The 24,803-nt window shown below is 55.8% G+C and carries 26 protein-coding genes and 1 pseudogene; 9 read left to right on the forward strand and 18 right to left on the reverse strand.

Annotation, left to right across the window (positions count from 1 at the left end; all coding sequences use genetic code 11):
• Positions 1 to 35: 35 nt before the first annotated feature.
• Positions 36 to 986, reverse strand: coding sequence for a hypothetical protein (locus tag NE637_RS01305; RefSeq protein ID WP_227118372.1), 951 nt, complete (start codon positions 984 to 986; stop codon positions 36 to 38).
• Between the two features lie 27 nt (positions 987 to 1,013).
• Here NE637_RS01305 and NE637_RS01310 point away from each other — a divergent pair, with 27 nt between their 5' ends.
• The 7 genes from NE637_RS01310 (at position 1,014) to NE637_RS01340 (ending at position 6,783) form a co-directional block, all read left to right on the forward strand.
• Entirely contained in the window at positions 1,014 to 1,376 is a 363-nt protein-coding gene (locus NE637_RS01310; protein ID WP_227118373.1) for a hypothetical protein, read from the forward strand.
• Positions 1,373 to 1,936: a LemA family protein gene (locus tag NE637_RS01315; protein WP_227118374.1), complete on the forward strand. Its 564-nt coding sequence runs from the start codon at positions 1,373 to 1,375 to the stop codon at positions 1,934 to 1,936. Before NE637_RS01310 ends, NE637_RS01315 begins: the two co-directional genes overlap by 4 nt.
• Positions 1,920 to 2,216, forward strand: coding sequence for a hypothetical protein (locus NE637_RS01320; RefSeq protein WP_227118375.1), 297 nt, complete (start codon positions 1,920 to 1,922; stop codon positions 2,214 to 2,216). The genes NE637_RS01315 and NE637_RS01320 overlap by 17 nt, the downstream gene beginning before the upstream one ends.
• A gap of 54 nt (positions 2,217 to 2,270) precedes the next feature.
• Positions 2,271 to 4,337, forward strand: a complete 2,067-nt coding sequence (locus tag NE637_RS01325) for a DUF2207 domain-containing protein (protein ID WP_227118376.1) — start codon at positions 2,271 to 2,273, stop codon at positions 4,335 to 4,337.
• Between the two features lie 67 nt (positions 4,338 to 4,404).
• Entirely contained in the window at positions 4,405 to 5,055 is a 651-nt protein-coding gene (gene catA / locus NE637_RS01330; RefSeq protein WP_227118377.1) for a type A chloramphenicol O-acetyltransferase, read from the forward strand.
• A gap of 84 nt (positions 5,056 to 5,139) precedes the next feature.
• Positions 5,140 to 5,481, forward strand: a complete 342-nt coding sequence (locus tag NE637_RS01335) for a helix-turn-helix domain-containing protein (protein WP_227118378.1) — start codon at positions 5,140 to 5,142, stop codon at positions 5,479 to 5,481.
• Positions 5,482 to 5,493: 12 nt separating this feature from the next.
• Positions 5,494 to 6,783 (forward strand): type II toxin-antitoxin system HipA family toxin, encoded by a 1,290-nt coding sequence (locus NE637_RS01340; protein ID WP_215647601.1) that lies wholly within the window; start codon positions 5,494 to 5,496, stop codon positions 6,781 to 6,783.
• 43 nt (positions 6,784 to 6,826) lie between these two features.
• Here the strand turns inward: NE637_RS01340 and NE637_RS01345 are convergent, their stop codons facing one another.
• Positions 6,827 to 7,801, reverse strand: a complete 975-nt coding sequence (locus NE637_RS01345; protein WP_227118379.1) for a helix-turn-helix transcriptional regulator — start codon at positions 7,799 to 7,801, stop codon at positions 6,827 to 6,829.
• A 46-nt stretch (positions 7,802 to 7,847) separates the two neighbouring features.
• Between NE637_RS01345 and NE637_RS01350 the strand changes: the two genes are divergently transcribed.
• Both NE637_RS01350 and NE637_RS01355 read left to right on the forward strand, forming a co-directional pair.
• Positions 7,848 to 8,186: a nuclear transport factor 2 family protein gene (locus NE637_RS01350; protein WP_192111816.1), complete on the forward strand. Its 339-nt coding sequence runs from the start codon at positions 7,848 to 7,850 to the stop codon at positions 8,184 to 8,186.
• Between the two features lie 20 nt (positions 8,187 to 8,206).
• Positions 8,207 to 9,034 carry a nitroreductase family protein gene (locus tag NE637_RS01355; RefSeq protein ID WP_227118380.1) on the forward strand — a complete coding sequence of 276 codons (828 nt, stop codon included), beginning with the start codon at positions 8,207 to 8,209 and terminating at the stop codon, positions 9,032 to 9,034.
• An 84-nt stretch (positions 9,035 to 9,118) separates the two neighbouring features.
• Here NE637_RS01355 and NE637_RS01360 read toward each other — a convergent pair whose 3' ends face one another.
• The 16 genes and pseudogenes from NE637_RS01360 to NE637_RS01435 form a co-directional block, all read right to left on the reverse strand.
• Positions 9,119 to 10,543, reverse strand: a complete 1,425-nt coding sequence (locus NE637_RS01360; protein WP_227118381.1) for an NADH-quinone oxidoreductase subunit N — start codon at positions 10,541 to 10,543, stop codon at positions 9,119 to 9,121.
• A 31-nt stretch (positions 10,544 to 10,574) separates the two neighbouring features.
• Complete coding sequence (locus NE637_RS01365) at positions 10,575 to 12,098, reverse strand: NADH-quinone oxidoreductase subunit M (protein ID WP_227118382.1); 1,524 nt, start codon at positions 12,096 to 12,098, stop codon at positions 10,575 to 10,577.
• Between the two features lie 25 nt (positions 12,099 to 12,123).
• On the reverse strand, positions 12,124 to 13,914 hold the full coding sequence (locus NE637_RS01370; RefSeq protein ID WP_227118383.1) for a Na(+)/H(+) antiporter subunit D: 1,791 nt from the start codon (positions 13,912 to 13,914) through the stop codon (positions 12,124 to 12,126).
• Entirely contained in the window at positions 13,907 to 14,152 is a 246-nt protein-coding gene (locus NE637_RS01375; protein ID WP_215647596.1) for a hypothetical protein, read from the reverse strand. The genes NE637_RS01370 and NE637_RS01375 overlap by 8 nt, the downstream gene beginning before the upstream one ends.
• A 2-nt stretch (positions 14,153 to 14,154) precedes the next feature.
• Positions 14,155 to 15,648 (reverse strand): monovalent cation/H+ antiporter subunit D family protein, encoded by a 1,494-nt coding sequence (locus NE637_RS01380; protein WP_192111822.1) that lies wholly within the window; start codon positions 15,646 to 15,648, stop codon positions 14,155 to 14,157.
• Positions 15,649 to 15,660: 12 nt separating this feature from the next.
• Positions 15,661 to 15,987 (reverse strand): NADH-quinone oxidoreductase subunit NuoK, encoded by a 327-nt coding sequence (gene nuoK / locus NE637_RS01385; protein ID WP_192111823.1) that lies wholly within the window; start codon positions 15,985 to 15,987, stop codon positions 15,661 to 15,663.
• Complete coding sequence (locus NE637_RS01390; RefSeq protein ID WP_227118384.1) at positions 15,987 to 16,511, reverse strand: NADH-quinone oxidoreductase subunit J family protein; 525 nt, start codon at positions 16,509 to 16,511, stop codon at positions 15,987 to 15,989. Before NE637_RS01390 ends, nuoK begins: the two co-directional genes overlap by 1 nt.
• Complete coding sequence (locus NE637_RS01395; RefSeq protein WP_022658762.1) at positions 16,511 to 16,951, reverse strand: NuoI/complex I 23 kDa subunit family protein; 441 nt, start codon at positions 16,949 to 16,951, stop codon at positions 16,511 to 16,513. The genes NE637_RS01390 and NE637_RS01395 overlap by 1 nt, the downstream gene beginning before the upstream one ends.
• A gap of 1 nt (position 16,952) precedes the next feature.
• Complete coding sequence (gene nuoH, locus NE637_RS01400; RefSeq protein WP_192111826.1) at positions 16,953 to 17,945, reverse strand: NADH-quinone oxidoreductase subunit NuoH; 993 nt, start codon at positions 17,943 to 17,945, stop codon at positions 16,953 to 16,955.
• Positions 17,946 to 17,956: 11 nt separating this feature from the next.
• Positions 17,957 to 19,075 (reverse strand): NADH-quinone oxidoreductase subunit D, encoded by a 1,119-nt coding sequence (locus NE637_RS01405; RefSeq protein ID WP_192111827.1) that lies wholly within the window; start codon positions 19,073 to 19,075, stop codon positions 17,957 to 17,959.
• Entirely contained in the window at positions 19,072 to 19,650 is a 579-nt protein-coding gene (locus NE637_RS01410) for an NADH-quinone oxidoreductase subunit C (protein ID WP_227118385.1), read from the reverse strand. Before NE637_RS01410 ends, NE637_RS01405 begins: the two co-directional genes overlap by 4 nt.
• A gap of 167 nt (positions 19,651 to 19,817) precedes the next feature.
• Positions 19,818 to 20,285, reverse strand: a pseudogene (locus tag NE637_RS01415) (NADH-quinone oxidoreductase subunit B); the annotation flags it as partial.
• The gene (locus tag NE637_RS01420; protein WP_192111829.1) at positions 20,270 to 20,680 is read right to left on the reverse strand and encodes an NADH-quinone oxidoreductase subunit A; all 411 of its coding nucleotides are present in this window, start codon (positions 20,678 to 20,680) and stop codon (positions 20,270 to 20,272) included. The gene NE637_RS01420 and the pseudogene NE637_RS01415, both read right to left, overlap by 16 nt.
• Before the next feature lie 610 nt (positions 20,681 to 21,290).
• Positions 21,291 to 22,709 carry a [FeFe] hydrogenase H-cluster radical SAM maturase HydG gene (gene hydG / locus NE637_RS01425; protein ID WP_215647593.1) on the reverse strand — a complete coding sequence of 473 codons (1,419 nt, stop codon included), beginning with the start codon at positions 22,707 to 22,709 and terminating at the stop codon, positions 21,291 to 21,293.
• A gap of 391 nt (positions 22,710 to 23,100) precedes the next feature.
• Positions 23,101 to 23,475: an iron hydrogenase small subunit gene (locus NE637_RS01430; RefSeq protein WP_022658755.1), complete on the reverse strand. Its 375-nt coding sequence runs from the start codon at positions 23,473 to 23,475 to the stop codon at positions 23,101 to 23,103.
• A gap of 12 nt (positions 23,476 to 23,487) precedes the next feature.
• On the reverse strand, positions 23,488 to 24,744 hold the full coding sequence (locus NE637_RS01435) for a [FeFe] hydrogenase, group A (RefSeq protein ID WP_022658754.1): 1,257 nt from the start codon (positions 24,742 to 24,744) through the stop codon (positions 23,488 to 23,490).
• Positions 24,745 to 24,803: the final 59 nt, after the last annotated feature.

Consider the following 24,803-nt stretch of genomic DNA (forward strand, 5'->3'; position numbering starts at 1 on the left):
AATCCGTTGGTCAGATGGCGCGCAATACCCCGGCATCAATGCAGCGCTTCGCGCAGTTCCGCCAGGTTGGCATCGTCTTCGGGGTAATACAGTTCAACAACCGTGTTGGCGTCATTGGTCAGCACTGTGCCGATGCCGCCTTCTCGAGTATAAAAATCAACGGTGCCTTCACCGGTAGTGATGTTGATGCCCTTCAGCCTGCGGGCAAGATCAATAAGATCCGTGCCCCACTTCCCGTTTTCCACCTTTTTGAGTGGATACAATCCCACAGCGTACCACACCTTTTCGTCCGGTTTGTCATAGATTGTCCACTGTCCGGTGTGCGTTGTGCGCCAGCCTTCAGGGATGGTTTTTCCCTGCGGAGCTGGGGCGGGGGCAGCAAGGTCTGCCAGGGCCGCAAAATCAGGCCTGTCGCCAGTAGGGTCTGCGGGTTCCACAGGCCTGGCATCGTCCGGACGGTCGCCGGTCACAAGCCACCTGGTATTTTCCGGGCCTTGCGCAACTGCCAGCAGTTTGTTCAGGGGCGCTGCATTCTTGGCCTTAGGAAAAATTTTCAGGCTTTTTACAATGGGCCCCACACCTCGGCAGGCATGTCCAACAGAGACTTCCATATACTTGTCGTCCGCAAGGCCAACCCAGTATCGCGCAATCTTGTCGGCAAAAACAACCCCCTTACCTTCACCCAGAGTGCGCAGGTCGTTGCCGCCAGTTATGCTGGCGGAAGCTTTTGCAAGCAGATCCAGATCGCCGTTGAAGCAATCCTTTTCAAGCATCGTCACGTAGCAGTCTTCTTTGGGAGAGCTGAGCAGTACCTGATTCCCCTCCTCCTGCGTTTTCCAGCCTGCTGGCACCTCGACCACCCAATCCCCCACCGTGCGGGGAGCCGCAAAAGCCGAAAGTCCGGGGCACAACAGCAGGCACAGCAGCACAAGCGCTGGCCTCGCGCCAGCCCGCAGCAATGAAAAAGGAATAGCACTCAGGGGCATTCCCCGACCGACACAAGCAGAGCTATCATGCGCGCACACTTTGGAAACCCTCAAAAAGCCCATGTCGCAATCCCCCGGAATTTTATTGGTGATTTCGGCCTGATTTTCCCTTTCCACTTCCTTACCTTCGTAACGCACCTGTGCATAAATGTCTTTGGATGTTTTGGCTTGAGGGCGAGAAAAGGAGGCAGCACGAGAGGGCCGGGCTGGGGCTTATCCAGAAGACCGCCTCTTATGGCTGGCGGCACTGAGGCATTGACCGAATATCACATATATGCCAGTTTTTATGGCAACATTAACTGGATTTTTGCAACGCTAACCGAGTCCGCTCGCATCACGCTGATGCATAAGCCTGCGCATGTTCCCAACAAATCCAAGGAGTTCGTATGAGCACCGGCATCTTGATCGCCATAGGGGGCGCTGTGGTTGTGTTCGCGGTCATTGTAGCCCTTTACAATGCCCTGGTGCGCGGCAAAAACATGGTGGACGAAGCCTGGAGCAGCATTGATGTGCAGCTCAAGCGGCGGCACGATCTGGTGCCCAATCTGGTCAGCGCCGTCAGGCAGTATGCCAGCCACGAAAAGAGCCTGTTTGAAGAGGTGAGCGCGGCGCGTGCCCGCAGCCTCTCCGTGCAGGGCGATGTTGCGGCCCAGGCCAAAGCGGAGAATCTGCTTTCCGGCGCGCTGGGCAAGCTTTTTGCCATTGCGGAGGCCTACCCGGAGCTTAAGGCCAGCGAAAACTATCGCCAGTTGCAGCAAAGCCTCGCCACGCTGGAGGACGAAATCCAGATGGCCCGCCGCTATTACAACGGTGCAGCAAGGGAACAGAACGACCGCGTTCGCCAGTTCCCCGGCAATCTGGTTGCCGGATTTTTCCACTTTGCCCCTGTGGCGTATTTTGAACTTGATTCATCAGCAGAACGGGCAGTTCCTAATGTTGGTGCACAATAACAGGCAAGACGGGCTGGGCCGCCGCTTGTGGCGGCATGCCCTGTACTTCATGGCTGCTGCCCTGATGGCGGCCTTGCAGCTTTGGGTCTCAGGCGTGCTTATAATGGCGCGGCGGTCAGACACATTGCTTGGCTGCAACCTTGCCGCAGGGCTCATCTGGCTGTGGTATGCGCGGCGGTGCTATATACGCGGCAATTTCGCGCGGATGGCTCTGGCCTTCATGGGCCTGCTCGGCTCTGTGGGGCTTGCTGCCCTGAGCCTGCCTGACATACTTTTTTAACCACCGCCTGAGCCCAGACATCCCACCACAAGCAGCTTGCGCAAGGATGAAACCATGCACACGCCCAATGCCAGCAGTTGGTTTACACGCCGCATTGCACTGACCGTATGCGCCCTGCTGCTCTGCATCCATGCCATGTGCCTTGCTGCCTACGCGCAGGAACGCATAGAGAGCTTTGCCTCTACCGTCACAATCCATCAGGACGGCAGTATGCATGTGCGCGAAGCAATTGTTGTGCAGGCGGAAGGCAATCAGATTAAAAAAGGCATATATCGCGAACTCCCTCTGCTCTATTCCGGCCCGGCGAACTACAGCGGCACGGTTCCTTTCGCCGTTACATCCGCAAGCCTTGACGGCGTGCCCCTTAACCCGGTCGAAACCGAAGTCAGGGGCGACTACATACGGGTGCTCATGCGCGGCAAGGAGCCGCTCTCCACGGGGCAGCACCGCTTTGTGCTTGAATACGACACTTCCCTGCATCTGCGTTTTTATGAATCCAATGGGGAACTCAACTGGAACGCCACTGGCGTGTGGGGCTTCCCTATCCTTGACGCTTCATGCCGCGTTATACTGCCCAAGGGCGTAGCCGTGGAGCAAACCGCCGCGTGGGCCGGGCTACCTGGCTCCAGAAATTCCGACCACATCACCATTGGCAGACCGCAAACCAACGAAGCATCCTTTACCCTTGCCAGCACCCTTGAGCCTGACACGCAGCTTACGGTGGCTGTGGCCTTTGACAGGCAGAGCATTGCCGACCCTGTGCTTCCGCTTGCATTGCAGCAACAAAGGGAGGACGAAGCCCTGGAGCTGGCCCGGCAGGAAGAGGAGCGTGTCATCAGGGAGCGGGGCCTGCTCTTTGAAGTCCTGTATGATAATCCCTTGCTGCCCGCGCAGTGTCTGGCTTTTTGCGCTGTTTTTCTTTACTATTTTCTGCTTTGGCAACGCCTTGGCATTGACCCGCCCAAGGGTGCCATATTCCCCCGCTATTACCCACCCAAAGCCGTTCAGTGGAGCAAAAAATCTGCTGCTGAGGCCACGCCGCAAGTGCTTTCGCCGCTGGCGGTGGAGTTCTTATACAAGTCGGCCCGCATCTCTGGCCGGGGGCTTGCCGCCACGTTTCTGGCTCTGGCGTTCAAGGGGCTGTGCCGCATAAGCAAGGCGGACGCCAAAACCTATGCGCTGGAGCTGCCCGCCGCATCAAACGGACGCACAGAGGGGCTTACCGCAGAAGAACAGACCGTGTACCGCGAGCTTGTGCACAGTACTGGCAAGGGTGAAAAACTCTTGCTGCGCCCCAAAAATGAAGATGTCCGCAGTATTTTCAACGCTGCCAGGGCAAACCTTAAGCAAAACTTTAAGGGTGCATGGCAGCTGAACACCTGGGTTGCAGTGCTTGGCTGGTTTTTGGTGCTGCCGCTGGCTTTTGCGGCGAGCTTTTGGGAAGTTGACCCTTCGGTGCTTACCCCGGATAGCTCGCAACTGCCGCTGATTCTTCTGTTGCTCGCAGTTTGCATGGCTTTTTGCGCAGCACTGGCGCTCCCCCTGCTGCTGGTGCGGCAGCAGGCAAAATCCCTGCTGGCAACTCTGGGGCTTATGGCTTTGCCACTGGCCGGGATAGCTGCGGTTGGTCTTCAGTTTTATTTTTACGATCTTGGGTGGCTGCTTCTTCTGCTCATGATTATCACATCCATTGTGTTCACAGCCGTCATCAAGGCTCCAAGCCCCGCAGCCCGCGCTGTACTGGACGAAATTGAAGGCCTTGCCATATACATGCGCACGGCGGAACTGCCACGCATGGAGCAGGTTAGCGCGCAGGATGAAAAACCCGAAAACACGCCCGAGGTTTTTCGCCGTCTGCTGCCCTATGCACTGGTGCTGGGGCTGGAAAAAACGTGGTGCAACAGGTTTGCCGAGCAGCTCCAGGCGGCAGCGCTGGAAGACTCCGGCGTTGATGTCGCCCTTGTGCACGGGCATGACGGCTGGAGCGACTTTTCCAATGGTTTTGGCAGCGCTGTAAGCGCCTCCTCCGCGTCTGCCGAATCTTCATCCGCCAGCGGTTTCAGCTCCGGCGGTGGCGGCTCGGGCAGCGGATCTGGCGGGGGTGGAGGCGGCGGACTGTGAACTACAAAACGACTCAGGGATTACGTACTTTCGTGACGAGCAAGCAATAGCAAAAGGACTATTTTTCATGTTATTTAATGTAATCGATTTGAACATCTGGAAAAGAAAATCTTATTATCAGCATTACGTCCATACTGTTCGCTGCACTTACAGCATCACAGTAAATATAGAAATTGATTCACTTGTAAAAGAATTGAATCTTCGTGGAATTAAGGCATACCCTGCACAAATATACATACTTTCACGCGCAGTTAATAAATTTCAAGAATTCAGAATGGCTATAAATACTCATGGCGAACTTGGCTACTGGGAATCAACAAGCCCAAGTTACACGATTTTAAACAAAAAAACTGAAACTTTCAGCAGTATATTCACGCTATTTGATAGTAATTTCAGCAAATTTTATGACAACTGCATTCACGACATGGAAAAATACGGCAACTCTGATACGCTTTTTCCTCAAAACAACATGCCTGAAAATTTGTTCACGGTTTCATCCTTTCCCTGGCAGAGCTTCACCGGCTTCAATCTGAATGTTTACGGCGAGGGAACATACCTCCCTCCCATTTTTACAATTGGACGCTATCTGGAACAAAACGGAAAGACACACATGCCGCTTTCCATTCAAGTGCATCACGCAGTGTGCGACGGCTATCATGTGGGAAAATTCATAGATGCCGTTCAAGGCCTGGCCCAGAACTTCAGCAATTGGCTGTGACCTGTTTGATCGACCTGGCATTTCCTCCTTGACCATTTTTTATTTATCTATATATTAACAAAAAATGCCAATAAAGTATCGTTTATGAGTAAATCGTCAGCTTCCACAGCCGCCCTGCCGCCCAAGGTTCTGGCAAAACTTGAGGATCTGGGCCGCAGAATCAAACTGGCGCGAAAGCGCCGGGGTCTGACCCTGCACGAAATGGCCAAGCTCATGATGGTTTCTGTTGGCTCCCTGCAAAGGCTGGAGAGCGGCACACCGGGAACAAGCCTTGGCACCCTTGTGACTGCCCTGCTCACCCTCGGGCTTGAAGACGACCTGGACAACGTGGCCGCCATGGAAACGGACATGATCGGCCTTGCCCACGAACGCAGGCGGCTTGAAGGAAAAACGGACGGCAAGGACAAAATTTCCTACGACTTTTAAGGGAGCCATCTCATGACAACCCGCGTGGCGTATGTGCATATGCACCTTGAAGGCAGCTTTGTTGTTGCCGGACGCCTGCGCTATGTTCAGGATGGCCGGTTCAGCCAGTGCTTCTTTGAATATTCCAACCGCTATCTGGAGCGGCCTGACGCGGTTGCCGTTGACCCTGTTGCGCTGCCCCTGCAACGGGAACACACCTACGAAGGCCCGCTGGGCGGCGCGCTCTTTAACGGGCTGCGCGATGCCTGCCCTGACGACTGGGGCCGTCACGTTCTTGATATAGCCGCCGAAGCCGCAGGCTCCCACCTTGGCGAATTTGACTACATGCTCTATGCCGGGCCAGACAGAATCGGCGCGCTCGGTTTCAGCAGCGCGCCCGATGCCGCCCCATTTACCGATGTGCCGCCCTGGGCGCAGAGCCTCCCCGGCGCAGAACTTGACCTCCAGGGCATGCTGCTGGCTACGGACAACGTGGAGCAGGCGGACGATCTCAACCCGCAGTACAGACGCTTTTTTGTGCGCGGTTCTTCCATTGGCGGCGCAAGGCCCAAGGCCTCGTTTGAGCAGGACGGCAAATTCTGGGTTGCAAAATTCAGCAAGGAGCGTGAAGCTTGGCCCACTTGCCGCATAGAGCATGCCAATATGCTCCTCGCGGCAAAGTGCGGCATCAATGTGCCGGAAACGGATCGGATTACGGTTCTGGGCAACCGCGATATCCTTCTGGTTGAGCGTTTTGACCGCCAGATTCGCAGCGGCGCCCTGCACCGCCTGCCCTTTGTTTCGGCCATGACCCTCATTGGCGCCGCAGGGCCGGAAGCGCATGCTGCCTACGCCGACATCGTCACAGCCATGCGGCGGGATTTTTACAGCGCCGAGGCCACGCGCAGCGATATCCGCGAGCTGTACCAGCGCATGGTCTTCAATGCCCTGTGCAACAACTCCGACGACCATTTGCGCAATCATGGTTTTCTGCATCTGGCTGATCAGAATGGCCGATCCGGCTGGCGGCTCTCTCCGGCGTATGACGTGGTGCCGCAGCCTGTGATGGACGAGGCCCCACGGGCCTTGCACCTGAGCGTGGGGCCGGATGGCCGCAGCTCCGCCATGAGCAACGTGCTGGCCGCGGCACGGCACTTTGGCCTTGCCCCCGATGAAGCACAGATGATTGTTGAAGAAATCAGGGGGACAATCCGCCAGAACTGGGAAAGTCTGCTCCTGAGCACAGGGGTGCCGCAGCGTAACCTTGCCGATCTGCGCAACTGCTACGCCCTCGCCCTGCTGCCGGATACAGCAACGCCATAACACAGCATTGGAATAAAAATGAGCGGGCTGGTAAAGGCTTACATTAACAATAGACGCTCATGGCTTTTCTGAAATATTCTTTCATGCTTTCCCTGATGCATTCAGGGGCGAGCACTTCTGCATCGCAGCCAAGGCTGGCAACAAAACTGTGCCCCTGATCATTGTCAGTTAATGGAATACGGGCCAGCCACGTATTTTCATTCTCCTGCTCAAGCGCCGCATCTCCAAACAGTTCCACAATTGTCTCTCTGGCCCTTGCAGATATCCGTATTATTCCATCCATGCATTCTGCATCGTCAAAATTTCGAACAATAAAATCTTCTGTAGCAACAGTGCGCGGAGAGAACGATTCCTTGCACAGTTTTGTTTCAGCCATACGTGAAACTTTAAAAAGGCGCATGCCCTCACGCATCAGGCAATATCCCCCAAGATACCAGCTCCTTCTTTTAAGAATCAGTTTGTATGGTTCTACACGGCGGGCGCTCCGCTGGCCTTTACGGTCATTATAATCAAACTCCAACAGCCTATTATCCTTCAAGGCCTGCTGAATTTTCACGAGCGCTGCCATACCAGCATGATTGTTGCTCCAGGGAGTCAAATCAATTGATACCTGCCCTGCCTGCAATTCAATTGCCTTGCGCTCTGCCTCAGGAACAAGCCCTTTGATTTTTGCAATTGCTCCTGCCACCTCGGCACTTGAATAAGACGTGCGAATACTGCCCAGCCCCATCAGGATCATGGTCACATCCTGCGACGTGAAGAAACGCTTTTCCGCCTTGTAACTTTCAAGAATGCCAATTCCCCCTTTTGCACCAGGGTACGTGACCACGGGCAAACCCGCCTGATTTATTGTATCAACATCGCGATAGATGGTTCGCACAGATACTTCAAACGTCTGGGCAAGTTCTGAGGCGCTTACTTTTTTCTTTGCCAGCAAAATCATCACAATGGACAAAAGGCGGTCAATTTTCACTCTGGCCTCCATCAGGCGCTCAAAAACATGACATAATGTTGTCATGTTTACTCTGCTAGACATAAATTTCAACAAAATAATGGAGGTTGCCATGAGCACCAACATGCCAGAGGCTGTGGAAATATTTATGGAAACAATGAACACTGCCGAAACTGAAAAACTGGACAGTTGCCTTGCAAGCGAGGCTGTGCTCTTTGACCCGGGCGAAAACAATGAAATCAGCGGAATAAATGCCATCAAGGCCTTTGTTGCAGATTCAAAGGAAAAATTTGATCTTTGCACAACTGTTATTGATGCAATTTCTACTGCTGAGAGCACAAAAGTCATAACGTTGACAAAAGGCAATTTTCCAGGGAGCCCGCAAAAATTTTCTTATGAATTCATTGTCAAACACGGATTGATACAAAGTATCAACATCCTGCCAGCATAGCTGCAGCAAAGGGCATAATCATGAAGCAGATACATTTTACAGTTGATCCACAAAAGTGCGTCCAGTGCAATGCATGCATAACCGACTGTCCTCGCCATATAATTTCCATCTCCGACGGTTTGCCGTGGGTTTCGCCCATACTGGAAGCAAACTGCCTTGAATGTCAGCATTGCCTGGCCGTATGCCCTACAGGGGCAGTAAGTATTTTCGGCCTCAAGGCAGAGAACAGCATAGAACTGAGCGCAGAAAAAATACCATCTGCCAGCCAGATGCACACGCTGTTGCGGGGACGGCGCAGTGTTCGCCAGTACAGTATGGAAAATGTGCCAACCGGAATGATTGATGATCTTCTCGCCACGCTGGCAAATACACCAACAGGCTGTAATGATCGCACCTTGAGTTTTGCTGTGGTGGATGATCACAACGTAATGCAAAAACTACGCATCAGGGTGATTGAATCAATTGAGAACAAAATAGAATGCAATGAGTTGATGCCAGATTTTTTATCAGCGGCTGTGGCAGCCTATCGGCAACAGGGAGTAGATGAAATATTTAGGGGTGCGCCGCACTTGCTTGTTGTCTCTGCGGCAGAGACCGCAAGTACACCCCTGCAAGATATTTCTCTGGCTCTGGCATATTTTGAATTGCTCGCCCAATGCAGCGGATTGGGTACAACATGGTGCGGATTCTTGAAATTTGCAGTTGATGCAGCTCCAGAATTGCGTCCCATTCTCGGTCTGGATCCTGAAACACCTTTTTATGCAATGCTTTTTGGGTATCCGGCTGTTCGCTACCACCGCACGGTGCAACGCGACAATGCCGCGAAAATCAGGCACGTTTCCTTGTAGGGCAGCAAAAAACAAAAGTCAGTGCGACCGTTGTGGTCAGCACTGACTTTGCTTTTCTGCACTGTTGCGTGCTTGTCTGTCAGCCTACCATGCGGCTTGCACCGCTTCCCTGGCCAGCTGGAGCATGCTTTCCGGCGCAATGCCAAGGGCCAGAACCAGCCCCACAAGGCATATGCCCGCCATACGCGCGCCTGCGTGAGGCACAATGGGTTCCGCATCATGTAGCGCGGCCTCGGTATACACGGCGCGCACCACCTGCAAATAATAGTAGATGCCGATTGCTGTGTTGATGGCGGCAATGATAACCAGGGCCGTATGCCCAGCCCGCCACGCGCCCGTCAGCAGCATGAACTTGCCCATAAAACCTACAAAGGGCGGAATGCCCGCCAGCGCGAACATGCTCACGCCAAGTACAAAGGCCAGCAGAGGCGAGCGCCGCGAAAGGCCGTTCAGATCCTTGATGCTCAGGTTCCGCCCATCGGGCGAAACCACGCACAGCACCAGAAATGCCGCCAGCATCATAAACAGATAGCCGGTGGCATAATAGAGCGCCGTGGCAATGCCCCAGCCTTGCAGGGTCGCCATACCCATGAGGATGTACCCGGCATGCGCTATGCCCGAAAAGCCAAGCATGCGCTTGACGTCAGTCTGCACCAGCGCCGTGAGGTTGCCGTAGCACATGGACGCTATGGAAAGCCCGGTCAGCAGCAGCGCCACGTGCCCCTCGCCGGGATATGCCATGGCGCAGAACCGCGCCAGCACGGCCACGGCCACAATCTTGGGTATGGAGGCGATAAAGGCCGTGGTGTCGTTGGATGCGCCCTGGTACACGTCCGGCGCCCAGAAGTGGAAGGGAAACACCGCCAGCTTGAAGAACATGCCGCAAAAGAGCATCAGCAGCCCAACCAGAGGGGCGGCATGTGATCCGGCTGTCCTCATGGCTGGCAATATCTGGTCAAGATAGGTGCTGCCCGCGATGCCAAAAATCCAGCTCATGCCAAAGAGCATGATGCCTGAGGCCGTCACGCCAAAGAGCAGATACTTGATGGCCGCCTCCATGGGCGCGCGCATGCTGTCCGAGGGGGTACGCATGGGCACCAGCAGGTAGAGCGAATACGAAGACAGTTCAAGGGCGATGAACAGGGTGATCAGCTCCACACTGCTTGAAAGCAGGGTCAGGCCCAGCAGGCTTGTGAGCAGAAAGAAATAATATTCCGGGCGCATGCGCACGGAAATACCCTTGGTGTCCGCCCCAAAAAGCAGCATCAGGGTAAAACCGATGGACATCACGCATTTTACCAGCTGCGAAAACAGGTCTACCCTGTAGGCTCCGTAAAACAGGGTTCCCTTGGCAAAAAGGCAAAGAACGGAGGTAGCGGCAAAGGCTGCCCCAACGCAAAGAACCAGCAGGCGCAGGGTTTGCGTCCGGGCTTCCGTCAGAGTCATGCAAAATGCCAGCAGACACCCTGCAAGAAGAACCAGTTCCGGTGCAAAAAGATGTGCGTTCATGCGTAGGCCTTATGTCTGTGCTTGGGGTTCATCAACGCGCAATAAGTTCAGCAAGGGCCAGTGCGCTCGTGGCATGGTAGCCGGTCTGCGCCAGCAGATGGTCAAGGCTGGGCCTCATGACGCGCAAAAACGGTTCCGGGGCCAGCCCAATCCAGAAAACAAACACCAGCAGCGGGGCCAGGGTCACGGCCTCGCGCCAGCCAAGATCGTACATGCGCGACTGGTCGGGGTTGTTGATGCCGCCCCAGATCACCCGCTGCAACATGCGCAGCATGTAGGCCGCCGCCAGTATGGCACCGGGGATGGCGCAAACCGCAACGATCTTGTTGTTGAAAAATGCCCCGGCAAGGATAAGAAACTCGCCCACAAAACTGTTTGTGCCAGGAAAGGCCAGCGACGACAGCGAGAAAAACGTCAGATACGTCACATAGATGGGCATGAACTTGCCAAGCCCGGCCGCGTCCGAAAGCTCGCGGCTGTGCGAACGCTCGTACACCATGCCCACGCAGAGAAACAAAGCCCCTGTGGTGACGCCGTGATTGATCATCTGGAGCAGCGCGCCCTCAAGCCCCCGCTGGTTCAGGGCAAAGATGCCCAGTGTCACAAAACCCATATGCCCCACGCTTGAGTAGGCAATGAGCTTCTTCATGTCCTGCTGCGCAAGGGCGGTCAGACCGCCGTAGATGATTCCTGCCACCGAGAGCCACTGCAGGGCGGGCAGCAGGCCGATAGCCGCGCCGGGCGTAATGGGCAGGCAAAAGCGCAAAAATCCGTATGTACCCATCTTGAGCAGCACAGAGGCCAGAATCACCGAGCCTGCTGTCGGGGCTTCCACATGGGCCGCTGGCAGCCAGGTGTGGAAGGGAAACATGGGGACCTTGATGGCAAAAGCAATGAAAAAGGCCAGAAATACCAAAAGCTGGAAACGCTCGGAATATTGCTGCCCCATGAGCGCGGGAATACTGAACGTCCCCTGATTGATGTACAGGGCCACAATGGCCACCAGCAGAAATACCGAACCCGCCAGGGTGTACAGAAAAAACTTGATGGAGGCGTAGCTCTTGCGCGGCCCGCCCCACACGGCGATGAGCAGATACATGGGAATAAGCATGGCTTCCCACAGCACATAGAACAGTACCAGATCCAGCGCCATGAACACGCCGAGCATGGATGTTTCCATCACCAGCAGGCAGATCATGAATTCCTTTACGCGGGTCTGGATGTACTTCCACGATCCCAGCACGCACAGCGGCATGATGAGCGTTGTCATCATCACCAGCAGCAGAGAAATGCCGTCCACGCCAAGGGTGTAGTTGACGTTAAAGCTGGCAATCCACGGGTGGTGCTCCGCAAACTGGTACAGGGCGGATGTGGGGTTGAACCGCGTAAACAGCGGCAGTGAAATGACGGCGTTTGCCAGAGTGACCAGCAGCGTCCACACCCGCACGCTGTTCTCCCCCGGCAGCAGGGGCACAATGACAGCCCCTGCCAGCGGCAGAAAAACAAGAATGCTGAGGATGGGATACCCCAAGGTGTTCATGCTCAGAAAATCCATTGTGGCGATCTCCTTTCACCCCGGCTCAAACAAGAGCCAGCAGCGTGAGCACCAGGGCCACCACTGCGGCCATGGAAATAATGTTTATTTGCAGGCTGCCGCTCTGCACGTGCCGCAGCATTCCGCCAAGAGAGCGCACGCTGCGGGCCGTGCCGTCAACCACAGTATCAATGCCGTGCCAGTCAAACCATGACCAGAAGCGCGCCGTGCGCATGAGCGGCACTATACCCTGCCGGTTCCAGGCCTCGCCCACGGCATTGTCCGCAGACTGCACGGGCTTGCGCGCAAACCAGTAAAACAGCCTGCCGCCCATGCGGTAAAACCAGTCCAGATCCAGACTGATGGTGGGCTCCGGCGTGAGCTTTTTGAGCAGCAAAAAGAATCCCAGGGCCGTAAACAGCAGTATCTGCAAGGTTTCAGAAATATGCGCGGCGCTGTAGGGGTGGTACTGCGCCGCCACTTCGGGGAAGGGAAGCATGTCGTACAGGTACGGCGTGTGGCAGCCGATGAAGATGCACAAAAACGCCGCCACCGCCATGGCCGCCTGCATGTTGAGCGGCGGATCGCCCGCGCGTTCCCATGTTTCCTTGGAGCAGTTGTTTTTGCCAAACCAGATGAAGTAAGGAACCTTCAGACCCGTGTGCAGGAAGGTACCCGCAGAAGCCAGGGTGAGCAGAAAGCCCGCCCAGTAGTTGTGCGCCTCAAATCCGGCGGCAACGATCATGGCCTTGGTCACAAAACCGCTGAACAGGGGAAAGGCCGAAATGGAAAGCCCGCCCACCAGAGTGAATACAAAGGTTTTGGGCATCTTTTTGTACAGGCCGCCCAACTGGGTGAACTTGCTCACGCCCGTCATGTGCAGCACAGAGCCGCAGCCCATGAACAGCAGCCCCTTGTAGAGAATGTGGGCAAAGGCGTGGGCGCAGGCCCCGTTGATGGCCAGCGGCGTGCCTATGCCCACAGCTGCCACCATGTAGCCCACCTGACTGATAATGTGGTAGGCCAGCAGGCGGCGGGCGTCGTTTTCAAGCACGGCGTACACAACACCGTACAGGGCCATGCACACGCCAAGCGGCACCAGAATTTCCATGCCCGCAAAGCTGCGCGCCAGCACATATACGGCGGTTTTGGTGGTAAAAGCGCACATGAATACCGCGCCTGTCACCGTGGCTTCGCCGTAGGCATCGGGCAGCCACGCATGCAAGGGCGGCACTGCCGCGTTGAGGATAAACCCGGCCATGATCAGGTAGGTGTAGAGCTGCGGATCAGCCACGCCGATGGGGCCGAAGGTCAGATCGCCCGTGGCCCGGTAGCGCAGCACAAGCCCTGCCAGCAGCAGCAAACCACCCGCGGTGTGCACCAGCAGATATCGGTAGCCGGAGGCCAGCGACTCCTTGCGCCGCCTGAACCACACCAGAAATACGGAGGAAAAGGCCATCAGCTCCCAAAAGAGAAAGAGCGTCAGGTAGTCCCCGCAAAAGATGACGCCCAGTGATCCTGCCACATATGTCCAGGCGGCGGAGTGCTGCGCGGCTTCTTCCACATGCAGGCCATAGACCGAGCCGATCACGCACATGAGGGTCATGATGTAGGCAAAGACCATGCTCAACGCATCGACCTTGCCGAATATGAGTTGCCATTTCATGAAAGGCAGCACGCCGTATACTCCATTGTGCCCCTGCATGAGCAGCACGGCGCAAAAGGCCAGCACCGGCACAAGCACGATACATATCCGGCGCAGGGCCTTGGGCAGCAGCGGCAAAATTACCGCGCCCAGCAACAGAACTGCGGAGGGGTGAATCCATGGCTCAGTCATCGTAATAATCCTCGCGGGTCATAATGCCCAAATGGCCGAACCACTTGGAAACGATGATAATCACAACGCAGGCGACAAAGCCGAACGCGGCCCAGAATCCGGGTATGCGCTCCACAAAGGTGTGCACATGCTCTTTTGAAACAAACAGGGCGTCCCACACCACCAGCGCGGCCAGCACCACCAGGCACACGCGGATGGTAGCCTTGAGCCGGGCGCGGAAAAATTCGATGATGTTCACTATCATCCTGTCACCACCTTCACGAAGGACATGATGGCATCGGGGTAAATGCCGATGAACACGGAAACGCCAGCCGCTATGAGAATGGGCACAACCATGCTCAGCGGTGCTTCACGAATGCCCGTTTCTTCGCCTTCCGGCCTTTTGCCGAAAAATGCCTTGTAGGTCACAGGCGCAAAGTAGGCCACATTCAGGAGCGTACTTGCCAGCAGCACCAGCAATATGCCCATGGAATGCGCGGGCATTTCCATTGCGCCCACCAGCAGCTTCCACTTGGTCACAAATCCTGCCACAGGCGGCGCGCCGATCATGGAAAGCGAGGCCACGGCAAAGGCCGCAAAGGTAAAGGGCATGGAGCGCCCAAGGCCGCTCATCTCAGAAATGCACTTTTTGTGCGTTGCCACATAGATCGCGCCTGCGCAGAAAAAGAGCGTTATCTTTGAGAATGCGTGGTTGGCGATGTGCACTATGCCTCCCTGTATGCCGTCTACGGTCAGGAGCGCCACGCCAAGCACGATGTAGGAGAGCTGGCTCACGGTTGAATATGCCAGCCGCGCCTTGAGGTTGTCCTTGGTCAGGGCAATGATGGAGGCCGCAAGAATGGTGAACGAAACAAAGTAGGCCGTGGGCACGCCAAGGTTCAGGCTTTTCATCAAATCAGTGCCAAACACAAAGAGCATGACGCGCGTGGTGCAAAACACGCCCACCTTGACCACCGCCACCGCATGCAGCAGGGCCGAAACAGGCGTGGGAGCAACCATTGCGCCCGGCAGCCAGTGGTGGAACGGCATGATGCCGTTCTTGGCAAAACCCAGGATGCAGCAAACGTACAGCACGGTTGCCAGCGCATCGCTGGCCCCGGCGGACAAGATGCCCGTGTGGCTGTTGTGGGCAAAGTCCAGATTGCCCGTCAGCACGTAGATGACGATCATGGCTGGCAGCACCAGCCCTTTTGCCGTGGTGGTCAGGTACACAATATACTTGCGCGCGCCGTCATAGCCCTCGGCATCCTGATGGTGGGCCACAAGAGGATAGGTGCACACGCTGACCACTTCATAGAACAGGTAGAGCGTAAACAGGTTGTCGGCAAAGGCCACGCCCATTGCCCCAAAAAGCGTCAGGGCAAAGCAGGCGCTGAAGCGCGTCTGGGCATGCTCGTTGAGGCCGCGCATGTACCCTGCCGCGTAAAAAACGGTGATAATCCACAAAAACGAGCCAACCAGCGCAAATACCATGGAAAAAGCATCCGCCCGAAAGCTCACCGAAAGCCCCGGCAGGATGGGGAAAAGCGTGAGGTGCAGCGTGTGGCCAAGCCCCAGGGGCGCAGGCGCAACATCGCCGATCATGGAGGCGATGATGCAGAACATGACCACCGCCGTTACAAAAGAAACGGTCTCGCGCACGTTGGGCCGACGGCCCGTCAGCATTATCAGGCATGCGCCGATCAACGCTGTAAGTATGGCGGCCAGGGGTCTGACGGATTCAACAATATCCATATGCTGTTCCCCTTAACCTTTGAGGTCTGACGGAGCGTCCGTTTCAACAGATCTGTACAGCCGATACACCGCAATGATGATGGAAAGCACAATGACCGCTTCCGCCGCTGCGATGGCCATGACAAACAGGGCTGCGATCTGCCCGGTTGCCGTGTCTGGCGCGCAGAACCGGCCAAAGGCCATAAAGTTGACCGAAGCCCCGCAGAGGATAAGCTCGGACGCAATGAGCATGCCTATGAACGTGCGGCGCATGGCCATGCCGAACAGCCCCAGGCCGAACAGTGCCGCGCCGATGACCAGATAGGTTTCAAGAGACTGACTCAAGCTTGCGTAGTGCATCACTTGTCCCTCCCGTGGCGGGCCAGTGCGAGCGCCCCCACCATGGCTACCACCAGAACCACGGAAATAAGTTCAAAGCTCATGGAATACGTGCTCAGCAAGGCCTGTCCGATGCGCTCGATGGTTCCTTCTATCTGCGACGGCGGCGTCTCCGGCCAGGGAGCCACGATGGATTGCACCACAAGCGCCGCCGTGATGGCGCAACTGGCCGCAGCGCCCAGAAAAAGACTCAGCCTGTTGCGACGCGGGGCGCGGTTTGCGTCCGACGTTTCAGCCAGCATGATGGCGAATGTAATGGTGACGCACAGCGCGCCCACATACACAAGCATCTGCATAAAGGCCACAAAGGGGCTGGAAAGGTAGTAATAAAGCCCCGCCACGCCAGTGAAGCACAGGGCAAGCCCGGCCACGCGGCGTATGAGCGTGCGCGCCGAAACAGCCAGCACCGCGCCGCTAAACGTCACCAGCACAAAGAACCAGAAAATGCCCTCAGCCAGCGTTTGCATAGTTTCATGACTGGACATCAGGGACGCTCCTTGAGCCGCCGTACAAGGTCAAAGTGATACTCCGCCTCGTCAAACCCGGCCAGATTGTAGTCATGAGAAAACGTCAGCGCGTCTGTGGGGCACGATTCCACGCACATACCGCACAGGCTGCACTTGGTAAAATTCAGTTTGTAGCTCGTGAGGGTCTTCTTCTTGGCCCCATCCAGTTTTTCGCCCGCAAGCTCTATGCAGCCCGAGGGGCAGGCCTTCTGGCACGATCCGCACACAATGCACCTGTCCGTGCCGGTTTCCGGGTCGTATACAAGGTCGATATGGCCCCTGTAGCGCGGTGTTATGGGCAGCACCTCACGCGGGTAGGATGATGTAACCACCGGCTTGAAAAAATAGCGCAGCGTTATGCCCATGCCCACAAAGAGGCTCCACCCGCCTGAAAAGATATTTTTAAAGTATGCGTTCATGTTACAGCACCTTGAGCAACGCGCTGGTAATGATGAGGTTGACGAGCGCAATGGGGATAAGCACCTTCCATGAGAGGTTCAGCAGGCCGTAGAAGGTTGTGCGCGGAAATGTCCAGCGCACCCAGATTACGGTAAAAATGACCGCGTAGAGTTTGATGGCAAACCAGTGCGCCCCCGGCCAAAGCCCCAGCGGGCAATCCCACCCGCCAAGAAACAGCAGGGTCAGCAGACTGGCGCCAACCACCACGTTGGCGTACTCGCCCATAAAGTACACGCCAAACCCCATGCCCGAATATTCCGTAAAAGCGCCTGCGATCAGTTCGCTTTCCGCCTCGGCCATGTCAAAGGGGGCGCGGTTTGTCTCCGCCAGCATACAGATGAAAAAAATGATGAACGAAACCGGCATGAGCGGGCTTGCAGAAAGGCGCAGCACGTTCCAGTGCCAGAACCCGCCCGATTGCGTGGCAACGGTTTCGCTGAGGTTGAGAGTGCCCGTGACCATCACAAGGCTCACTACAACAAGCAGCATGGGGATTTCGTAGGCCACGTTTTGCGAAACCACGCGCGCGGCGGAGATAACCGCGTACTTGTTGCGCGAACCCCACGCCCCGAGCAGGAGGCCCAGCACGTTTACCGAGGCAAAGGCGTAGATGGCCAACAGCCCCAGATCAAGGTTACGCGCCACAAGGCCTTCGGTGTAGGGAATAGTCACAAAACTCATGAAGGCCGGGGTCATGACCAGCACAGGCCCAAGGCAGAACAGCACGCCGTCTGCATCCTTGGGAATGAACACCTGTTTGGTCATGAGCTTGAAACCGTCCGCCAAGGGCTGCAACAGGCCATAGGGGCCAACTTCCTTGGGCCCTATGCGCCGCTGTATATGCCCTGCCACCTTGCGCTCAACCCACACCAGATAGGCCGCGTTAAGCGCCACAAAGACAAGGAATCCTACAAGATACCCCAGAAGACGCAGCATTTCGGAATAAAACGTCATAGCTGTGTTCCTTAGCGGTCAATATCCGGAATCACCAGGTCAAGGCTGCCGAGCAGCGCCAGTGCATCGGGCAGCAGCATTCCCCTGCCCGCCTCGCCAAAAACAAGCAGGTTTGAAAAACAGGGGGTGCGCCACTTGAGCCGCCAGGGGGTACCGCTGCCATCGCTGACGGCGCGGATACCCAGAAGACCGCGCGCCGTTTCCACAGCGTGGTAATAGTCGCCCTTGGGCGGTTTGATGGTTTTGGGAACCTTGGCCGCCATAACCGGGCCTTTGGGCAGATAGTCGAGGGCCTGCTCAAGAATGCGCAGACTCTGCTCAATCTCGTCCATGCGCACCTTGTAGCGGGCCATGGAATCACCCTCGGAGTACACGGGCACGTCAAAAGTAAAACGGTCATAAACGCCGTATGGCTCGTGCTTGCGCACGTCGTAAGCAATGCCCGCACCGCGCGCCACAGGCCCGGTTGCACCGTATTTGCGGCACATCTCGGCAGGTACAAAACCCACATCCACAAGGCGCTGCTGGATAATGAGGTTTTTGGAAACGAGGGAATGGTACATGGGCAGGCGCTTGCGCATACGCGCGATAAAGGCCCGCGTGCCTGTTACAAAGTCATCGTCAACATCGTTGTACACGCCGCCAAAGCGGAAGTAGCAGTATGTGAGCCGCGACCCGGTAACGGATTCCAGCAGATCCAGAATCTGCTCGCGATCGTCAAAAGCGTACAAAAGCGGCGAGAACCCGCCAAGATCAAGCACAAAAGCTCCAAACCAGAGCAGATGGCTTGAAACCCGGTTCAGCTCATTGGTGATGACGCGGATGAATTCGGCGCGTTCCGGCACTTCAATGGAAGCGGCGCGCTCGACCAGGCAGGCATAACCGTGGTTGTAGGCCAGGGCATGCAGGTAATCCATGCGGCCCGTATTGGGCATAAACTGCGCCCAGGTGCGGTTTTCGGCCATTTTTTCGTGCATGCGGTGGATGTAGCCAAGCACAGGCTCGGCCTCCACTATATACTCGCCGTCCATGACCATCTTGACGCGCAAAACGCCGTGCGTAGCCGGATGCTGCGGGCCAAGGTTCAGAACAAACCGCTCGTCTGTGGGACTTTGGGCAAGATAGTTCATGCGCTATAGTCCTTGAGCAAGGGGTGGTATTCCGCGTCTTCGGGCAACAACAGGGGGATGAGGTAGGGGTGCCCGATAAAGACGATGCCAAAGAACTCGTGAATCTCGCGCTCGTGCCAGTGGGCTATGGGATAAATTTCGGCGATGGTGTGGATCTGCGGGTTGGAGCGCGGCGTGCGCACCCGCAAGCATACCCTGTGGCGGGCGGAATAGAGGTTGAAGTCGTATACTACTTCAAGCTCGTCTTCCTGCGGTATGGATTCCTGCACTGGGGTTTCAGGTGGGGCGGCCTGGCTGGTATCCGGGGCGTCCGCTGCACTGACAGCGGCGGCTTCGGCGGCCTTTTTGGCCTTGGCTTCGGCCTCCTTGCGCAGGGCTTCGCATTCGCCAAGCCAGTCAACCCCGGTCATTCCTTCAAGAAAGTACCCCGCTCCGTCCATGATGCCCACGGCGGCAAGCAGGGAGCTTTCCGGCAGCGCCACATCAAGATCATAGCCCACAGAGGCATGATCTGCAGCGCGAACACTGGCTCCGGGCTGGGCCGCCAACTGTGCGCCAAGGGTTTCTGCGTTCATGACGTATGCCCTCCTGCTTCCTTGCCCACCTTGTCATTGCCGACGGTGCCAACGGACGCGCCACCATCACCCGCAGCATCCCCGGCAGGTGCCGGGGGCGCTTGCGCCTCCTCCTGCATTCTGGCCGCCTGCGCCGCCGCAGGGCCGGGAAGCCCCGGGGGCGTCACCACGGGCCAGCGCCGGGTGCCTGTGAGCTTTTCTTCCAGCTTCAAGATGCCTTCAATCAGGGCTTCCGGCCTTGGCGGACAACCGGGAATGAACACATCCACAGGAAAAAGCTTGCCCACGCCCTCCACCACGCCGTACTGCCCTTCGTACACAAAAGGCCCGCCGGAAATGGCGCAATTGCCCATGGCGATGACCCACTTTGGCTCGGGCATCTGGTCGTAAAGAATCTGCACAGCCGGGGCCATCTTCTTGTTGATGGTGCCGGAAACGATCATCACATCGCTCTGCCGGGGCGACGGTCTGAACACCTCGGCCCCAAAGCGCGCCAGATCAAAGCGGGACGCGCCGGTCGCCATCATTTCAATGGCGCAGCAGGCAAGGCCGAATGTCATGGGCCAGAGCGAATTGGCCCGGCACATGTCCAGCAGCGAATCCAGCCGCGAAAAGTGGACTACCGATCCGAATATATTTTCCGTTGCCACTGGAACACTCCCTTTTTCCACGCGTACAGAATGACAAGGGACAAAATGCCCACGAACAGAAAAACTTCCGCGAACGTCAGGAAATCACTGATGGGAGAAGCCTTGTTGTAGATAACCGCAACAGGGAAGAGAAAGAGAATATCAACCGCAAAGGCGAGGAACAGCAGCGAGTACATGTAATATACCGCGCCGAATTTGATCCACGCATCGCCAATGGGGTCAATGCCGCACTCAACAATCTGGCGGGTTTTGCCCACAGTGTTGCGCGTAAGGCGGGGGGCAAGAAAAAAAACAATTACAAATGGCCCCAGAGCAAAGCTCATGCCGCCAAGGCAGAACGCCATTATGTAGACAATGTCAACAAGTTCGCTGCTAGACATAAATTTTTCCTTGTAATAGGAATAAAATTTACGAAAAGATATACTTGATCAATCCACAAACAATTAAATTAACAGTCGTTTGTGAATTTATAAATTAAGTTAAATACTACTCCCCCATAAACTTTGTGTCAATAATTGTTAAAAAAAATACATGCTTCTGTTCAAAAATGTACAATTAAAGGAATTTTTTATTCAATCATATTAGTGTATTAATCATTTATTTGGAATTGCGTACAATCACAAAAAGCGAAAAAAACAATTTTATTTTCATTGCTGGCGGTAATTAGTTCGAACAGCGTTTCTAAACATGCTGAAGTTATTTACTATTTCTATTTCGTGCTATTTTTTTAATAAAAATAGCACGAAAATTCATAAAAATTGCCGCTTGTCGCACAGGGCTAAATGGCGGTCAGGGCGTTGCCGCAGCAAAAAATGAACTCTGTAGGGGCAGTGGCTTGCGACTGCGGGCAACTGAGAAACCAAGGCTCCAGTGCAAATAAAAAATATCCCCCAGCCCAATCGAGGCTACATACAAAAAAAGGCGCATTAGGGTAACTCCAATGCGCCGAAGTCCGTTTAGCCTCCTGCAAAACCTTCAGAAAAACTTATCTCAAAATCGAAAGTCCCGCTGACCGCTTTCAATGGCGGCAAGGTATTCCACAGCCTTGTTGCGAACCTTGTCGCTGGGAATTTTTTTCAGTTCCTGCTCTATCATGGCAAGGCCCATCTGCCGGGTTTGCGGCGAGGCGTAGTCCTGCAAATATTCCTTGAGGGTCAGCAGAGCATTGGGGTGACAGCAGTTCAAAATCTGCTGGCTCTTGCACAGGCTCATAAAGCGGTCGCCGGTGCGGCCCTCGCGGTAACAGGCCGTGCAAAAACTCGGCACATGCCCCTGCTCCATGAGCCAGCGCACCACCTCGTCCAGCGTGCGGCGATCGCTCACATCAAACTGCGCGGAGTTGTCTTCTTCCGGCTCCGGCTCATAGTACCCGCCAACGCTGGTGCGTGAACCACCGCTGATCTGCGAAATGCCCAGCGGCAAAACCTTTTCACGCACGGCCTTGCTCTCGCGCGTGGAAACAATCATGCCAGTGTACGGCACAGACACGCGGATACAGGCGCAGATGCGGGCAAACGTATCGTCGCTGATGCCGTTGTCGAACACATCGGGGTTGATGTCGTCGGCGCGGCGAATGCGCGGCACGCTGATGGTGTGCGGGCCAACGCCCTGCACGGCTTCAAGGTGCTCTGCGTGCATGAGCAAGGCCGCAAATTCGTAGCGGTAGCCCTCAAGGCCAAAAAGAACCCCCAGGCCCACATCGTCAATGCCGCCCTGCATGGCACGGTCCATGGCCTCAGTGTGCCAGGCGTAGTCGTGCTTGGGCCCTGCCGGGTGCAGCTTTTCGTAACTCTGCTTGTGGTAGGTTTCCTGAAACAGAATGTACGTGCCGATGCCAGCATCCTTGAGCATTGCGTATTCTTCCACCGTGGTCGCCGCTATGTTCACATTTACCCGGCGGATGGCCCCGTTCTTGTGCTTGATGCTGTAAATGGTCTTGATGCACTCAAGTATATACTCAATGGGGTTCATGGTGGGGTGTTCGCCCGCCTCAAGCGCAAGACGCTTGTGCCCCATGTCCTGCAAGGCAATGACCTCGCGGGCTACTTCTTCCTGACTGAGTTTTTTGCGGGCGATGTTTTTATTCTGCGAATGATACGGGCAATACACGCAACTGTTGATGCAGTGGTTTGAGAGATACAGCGGCGCAAACATGACAATGCGGTTGCCGTAAAAGTCGTGCTTGATCTGATTGGCAAGCCTGTACACCTGTTCCACTTTCTCCGGCAGCTCGCAGGCAAGCAGCACCGAGGCCTCGCGGTGGGTCAGGCCTTTTTTTTGCGCAGCCTTGGCAATGATGGCGTCAATAAGTTCTGCATCGCGCGCGTGCTCGGTTGCATAGCTCAAGGTATCGAGCACTTCACTGTGGTCAATAAATTCATCTGCGCGCAACGACTGGGGATTGTACATAAAAAAACCTCCGGCAAGACCCATATTCTCAGGCGGTGCGGGCGGGTGACCAGCCATATTGGCATAGAGAACTCGACAGGCAGACTGTGAAAAAACATCCCGTGGGAATTGCTTTTTCGCAAAAAGAGAAAATACAGGCTGCAAACTTGACGTTTTTGCTGGCGGCAGGGCCCGCCACTGGATATCTCACCGAAATCAAATAATTATTTATAGGGCTGTGCACTACGTATGTGAACAGCCTGTGTGCGCTGTGTGCGGGCTACCTGATTGCCTGAATAAATGGCCAGGGGCAGCCCAGCATTCAAACTGGCCGACACGGGGGGCAAACCGTGTCGGCCGTGGGTCTGGCCCGAGGGGTCTTGGGGTCCCTCAGGTGGAAAAGGCCAGGGCTTTATTCGTACGGATAAGCGGTACCCTCAAACTCCTTGTGGCGAGGGTTGGGGTATTCGCCTGAAGCCGTAAGAGCCTTGAGGCCTTTTGATTTATCAAACCACTTGGTGTGGAGGTTTTCTTCTGACTTATGGCTCAGGGGTTTGCCGAGCCAGGAATCGTAAAGCGCTTTTACCTGCGTATTGTCCTGGCTGGCGCGCTTGGGAAAGGCCGAATCGGCACTGTACACGGCGGCAGAGCGGTCGCTCATGTAATCCTTGAAATCCTTGGCGGCGGCATAGGCCTTGTTGGCCATGCGAACCCCAAGCAGCAACCCGCCGGAAAGAATACACGCGCCTTTCAGAAATCCGCGTCTGGTAGTGGCAATGATAGACATGGGCGGCCTCCTCTAGGCTTTGGGCTGGGTGTTGGCAAGACGCTGCTTCAATCCGGCAAACAGGCTTGTGGCCTTGCGTTCCGCGCTTTGCAGCATATTGGGCATGATGGGCTGCCCGCCGCCGCACACGCACCCGCCGGGGCAGGCCATAAATTCAATGAAATGATACGGCGATTTGCCCGCCCGCACTTCATCGCACACCTGGGCAAAGCGTTTTGCGCCATGCACAACCGCCAGATGCAGTTCAATACCGTTGACGGTTACCGTATATTCCTTCAGGCCTTTGAGGCCGCGCACCTGCTTGAAATCCCACGATTCCGGCCGCTTGCCGGTTACGGCCTGATAGGCGTAACGCAAGGCCGCTTCCATAACACCGCCGGACACGCCGAATATGGTCGCGCCGCCGGTGGATTCGCCCATGAGGCTGTCGCGCTGGCCGTCGGGCAGCTTGTTAAAGTCTATGCCCGCCTGACGGATCATGTAGGCCAGTTCGCGCGTGGTCAGGGTGGCGTCGATGTCGCGCAGGTCATTCTGTGCATATTCCTGGCGCAGACCTTCGTACTTTTTGGCTACGCAGGGCATGATGGAAACGGTATACAGGCTCTTGGGGTCGTATTTGGCCTTTTCTGCGCCATAGGTTTTGGCAAGGCGGCCATTCATGGCCACAGGCGATTTACAGGATGAAAAATGCGGCAACAGGTCGGGATAGAAGGTTTCCGCATACTTTTGCCAGCCGGGACAGCAGGAGGTGAATTGCGGCAGATCGCGCTTTGCGCCGAGGCGCTCCACAAATTCCGAGGCTTCTTCCCAGATGGTCACGTCGGCGGCAAATTCCGTATCCCAGCAGTTGGAGAATCCAAGCTGCTTGAGGGCTGCCAGCATTTTGCCCGTGGTCACGCTGCCGGGGGCGAGGCCAAAGGCTTCGCCCAGAGCGTAGCGCACAGAAGGCGCAGGCATGGCAATGCATTTGACGCTTTTATCCTGCAATTTCTTTTGCAGCTCCGGCACCCAGGTCTGCACCTCATAGATGGCCATTTCCGGGCAATGGGTCAGGCACTGGGCGCAATTGATACATGGTTCGGGGTGGGCAATCTTGTGCGTGAGGCCGGTTTCGCCATAAATGGCGCCGCTGGGGCAGTATTCCTGGCAGGAATCGCAGCCGATGCATTTTTCGGGATCAATCTGCACAAAAAACATCTTGTCGCCGTCCGCACCCTGGGGGGGCACATTGAGCTCGTACGCGATGTGTTCCATTTCAATGCGCGGCATTACAGCCTCCTGGCGGGTAACAGGTTGATTTGTTCACAGCGGCGCGTTTGCGTCCGCCT

Origin of the sequence: Desulfovibrio desulfuricans, from assembly GCF_024460775.1 — a bacterium.
GTDB classification, from domain to species: Bacteria; Desulfobacterota; Desulfovibrionia; order Desulfovibrionales; family Desulfovibrionaceae; genus Desulfovibrio; species Desulfovibrio desulfuricans_E.

Coding starts and splice junctions, on each gene's coding strand:
- NE637_RS01305 (WP_227118372.1), bottom strand. CDS start 986: ATGCCCCTGAGTGCTATTCCTTTTTCATTGCTGCGGGCTGGCGCGAGG.
- NE637_RS01325 (WP_227118376.1), top strand. CDS start 2,271: ATGCACACGCCCAATGCCAGCAGTTGGTTTACACGCCGCATTGCACTG.
- NE637_RS01345 (WP_227118379.1), bottom strand. CDS start 7,801: ATGACAACATTATGTCATGTTTTTGAGCGCCTGATGGAGGCCAGAGTG.
- NE637_RS01335 (WP_227118378.1), top strand. CDS start 5,140: ATGAGTAAATCGTCAGCTTCCACAGCCGCCCTGCCGCCCAAGGTTCTG.
- NE637_RS01420 (WP_192111829.1), bottom strand. CDS start 20,680: ATGTCTAGCAGCGAACTTGTTGACATTGTCTACATAATGGCGTTCTGC.
- NE637_RS01315 (WP_227118374.1), top strand. CDS start 1,373: ATGAGCACCGGCATCTTGATCGCCATAGGGGGCGCTGTGGTTGTGTTC.
- NE637_RS01310 (WP_227118373.1), top strand. CDS start 1,014: ATGCGCGCACACTTTGGAAACCCTCAAAAAGCCCATGTCGCAATCCCC.
- NE637_RS01365 (WP_227118382.1), bottom strand. CDS start 12,098: ATGGATTTTCTGAGCATGAACACCTTGGGGTATCCCATCCTCAGCATT.
- catA (WP_227118377.1), top strand. CDS start 4,405: ATGTTATTTAATGTAATCGATTTGAACATCTGGAAAAGAAAATCTTAT.
- NE637_RS01370 (WP_227118383.1), bottom strand. CDS start 13,914: ATGACTGAGCCATGGATTCACCCCTCCGCAGTTCTGTTGCTGGGCGCG.
- NE637_RS01435 (WP_022658754.1), bottom strand. CDS start 24,744: ATGCCGCGCATTGAAATGGAACACATCGCGTACGAGCTCAATGTGCCC.
- NE637_RS01320 (WP_227118375.1), top strand. CDS start 1,920: ATGTTGGTGCACAATAACAGGCAAGACGGGCTGGGCCGCCGCTTGTGG.
- NE637_RS01350 (WP_192111816.1), top strand. CDS start 7,848: ATGAGCACCAACATGCCAGAGGCTGTGGAAATATTTATGGAAACAATG.
- hydG (WP_215647593.1), bottom strand. CDS start 22,709: ATGTACAATCCCCAGTCGTTGCGCGCAGATGAATTTATTGACCACAGT.
- NE637_RS01395 (WP_022658762.1), bottom strand. CDS start 16,951: ATGAACGCATACTTTAAAAATATCTTTTCAGGCGGGTGGAGCCTCTTT.
- NE637_RS01360 (WP_227118381.1), bottom strand. CDS start 10,543: ATGAACGCACATCTTTTTGCACCGGAACTGGTTCTTCTTGCAGGGTGT.
- NE637_RS01410 (WP_227118385.1), bottom strand. CDS start 19,650: ATGAACGCAGAAACCCTTGGCGCACAGTTGGCGGCCCAGCCCGGAGCC.
- NE637_RS01355 (WP_227118380.1), top strand. CDS start 8,207: ATGAAGCAGATACATTTTACAGTTGATCCACAAAAGTGCGTCCAGTGC.
- nuoK (WP_192111823.1), bottom strand. CDS start 15,987: ATGCACTACGCAAGCTTGAGTCAGTCTCTTGAAACCTATCTGGTCATC.
- NE637_RS01430 (WP_022658755.1), bottom strand. CDS start 23,475: ATGTCTATCATTGCCACTACCAGACGCGGATTTCTGAAAGGCGCGTGT.
- NE637_RS01405 (WP_192111827.1), bottom strand. CDS start 19,075: ATGAACTATCTTGCCCAAAGTCCCACAGACGAGCGGTTTGTTCTGAAC.
- NE637_RS01340 (WP_215647601.1), top strand. CDS start 5,494: ATGACAACCCGCGTGGCGTATGTGCATATGCACCTTGAAGGCAGCTTT.
- NE637_RS01390 (WP_227118384.1), bottom strand. CDS start 16,511: ATGTCCAGTCATGAAACTATGCAAACGCTGGCTGAGGGCATTTTCTGG.
- nuoH (WP_192111826.1), bottom strand. CDS start 17,945: ATGACGTTTTATTCCGAAATGCTGCGTCTTCTGGGGTATCTTGTAGGA.
- NE637_RS01380 (WP_192111822.1), bottom strand. CDS start 15,648: ATGGATATTGTTGAATCCGTCAGACCCCTGGCCGCCATACTTACAGCG.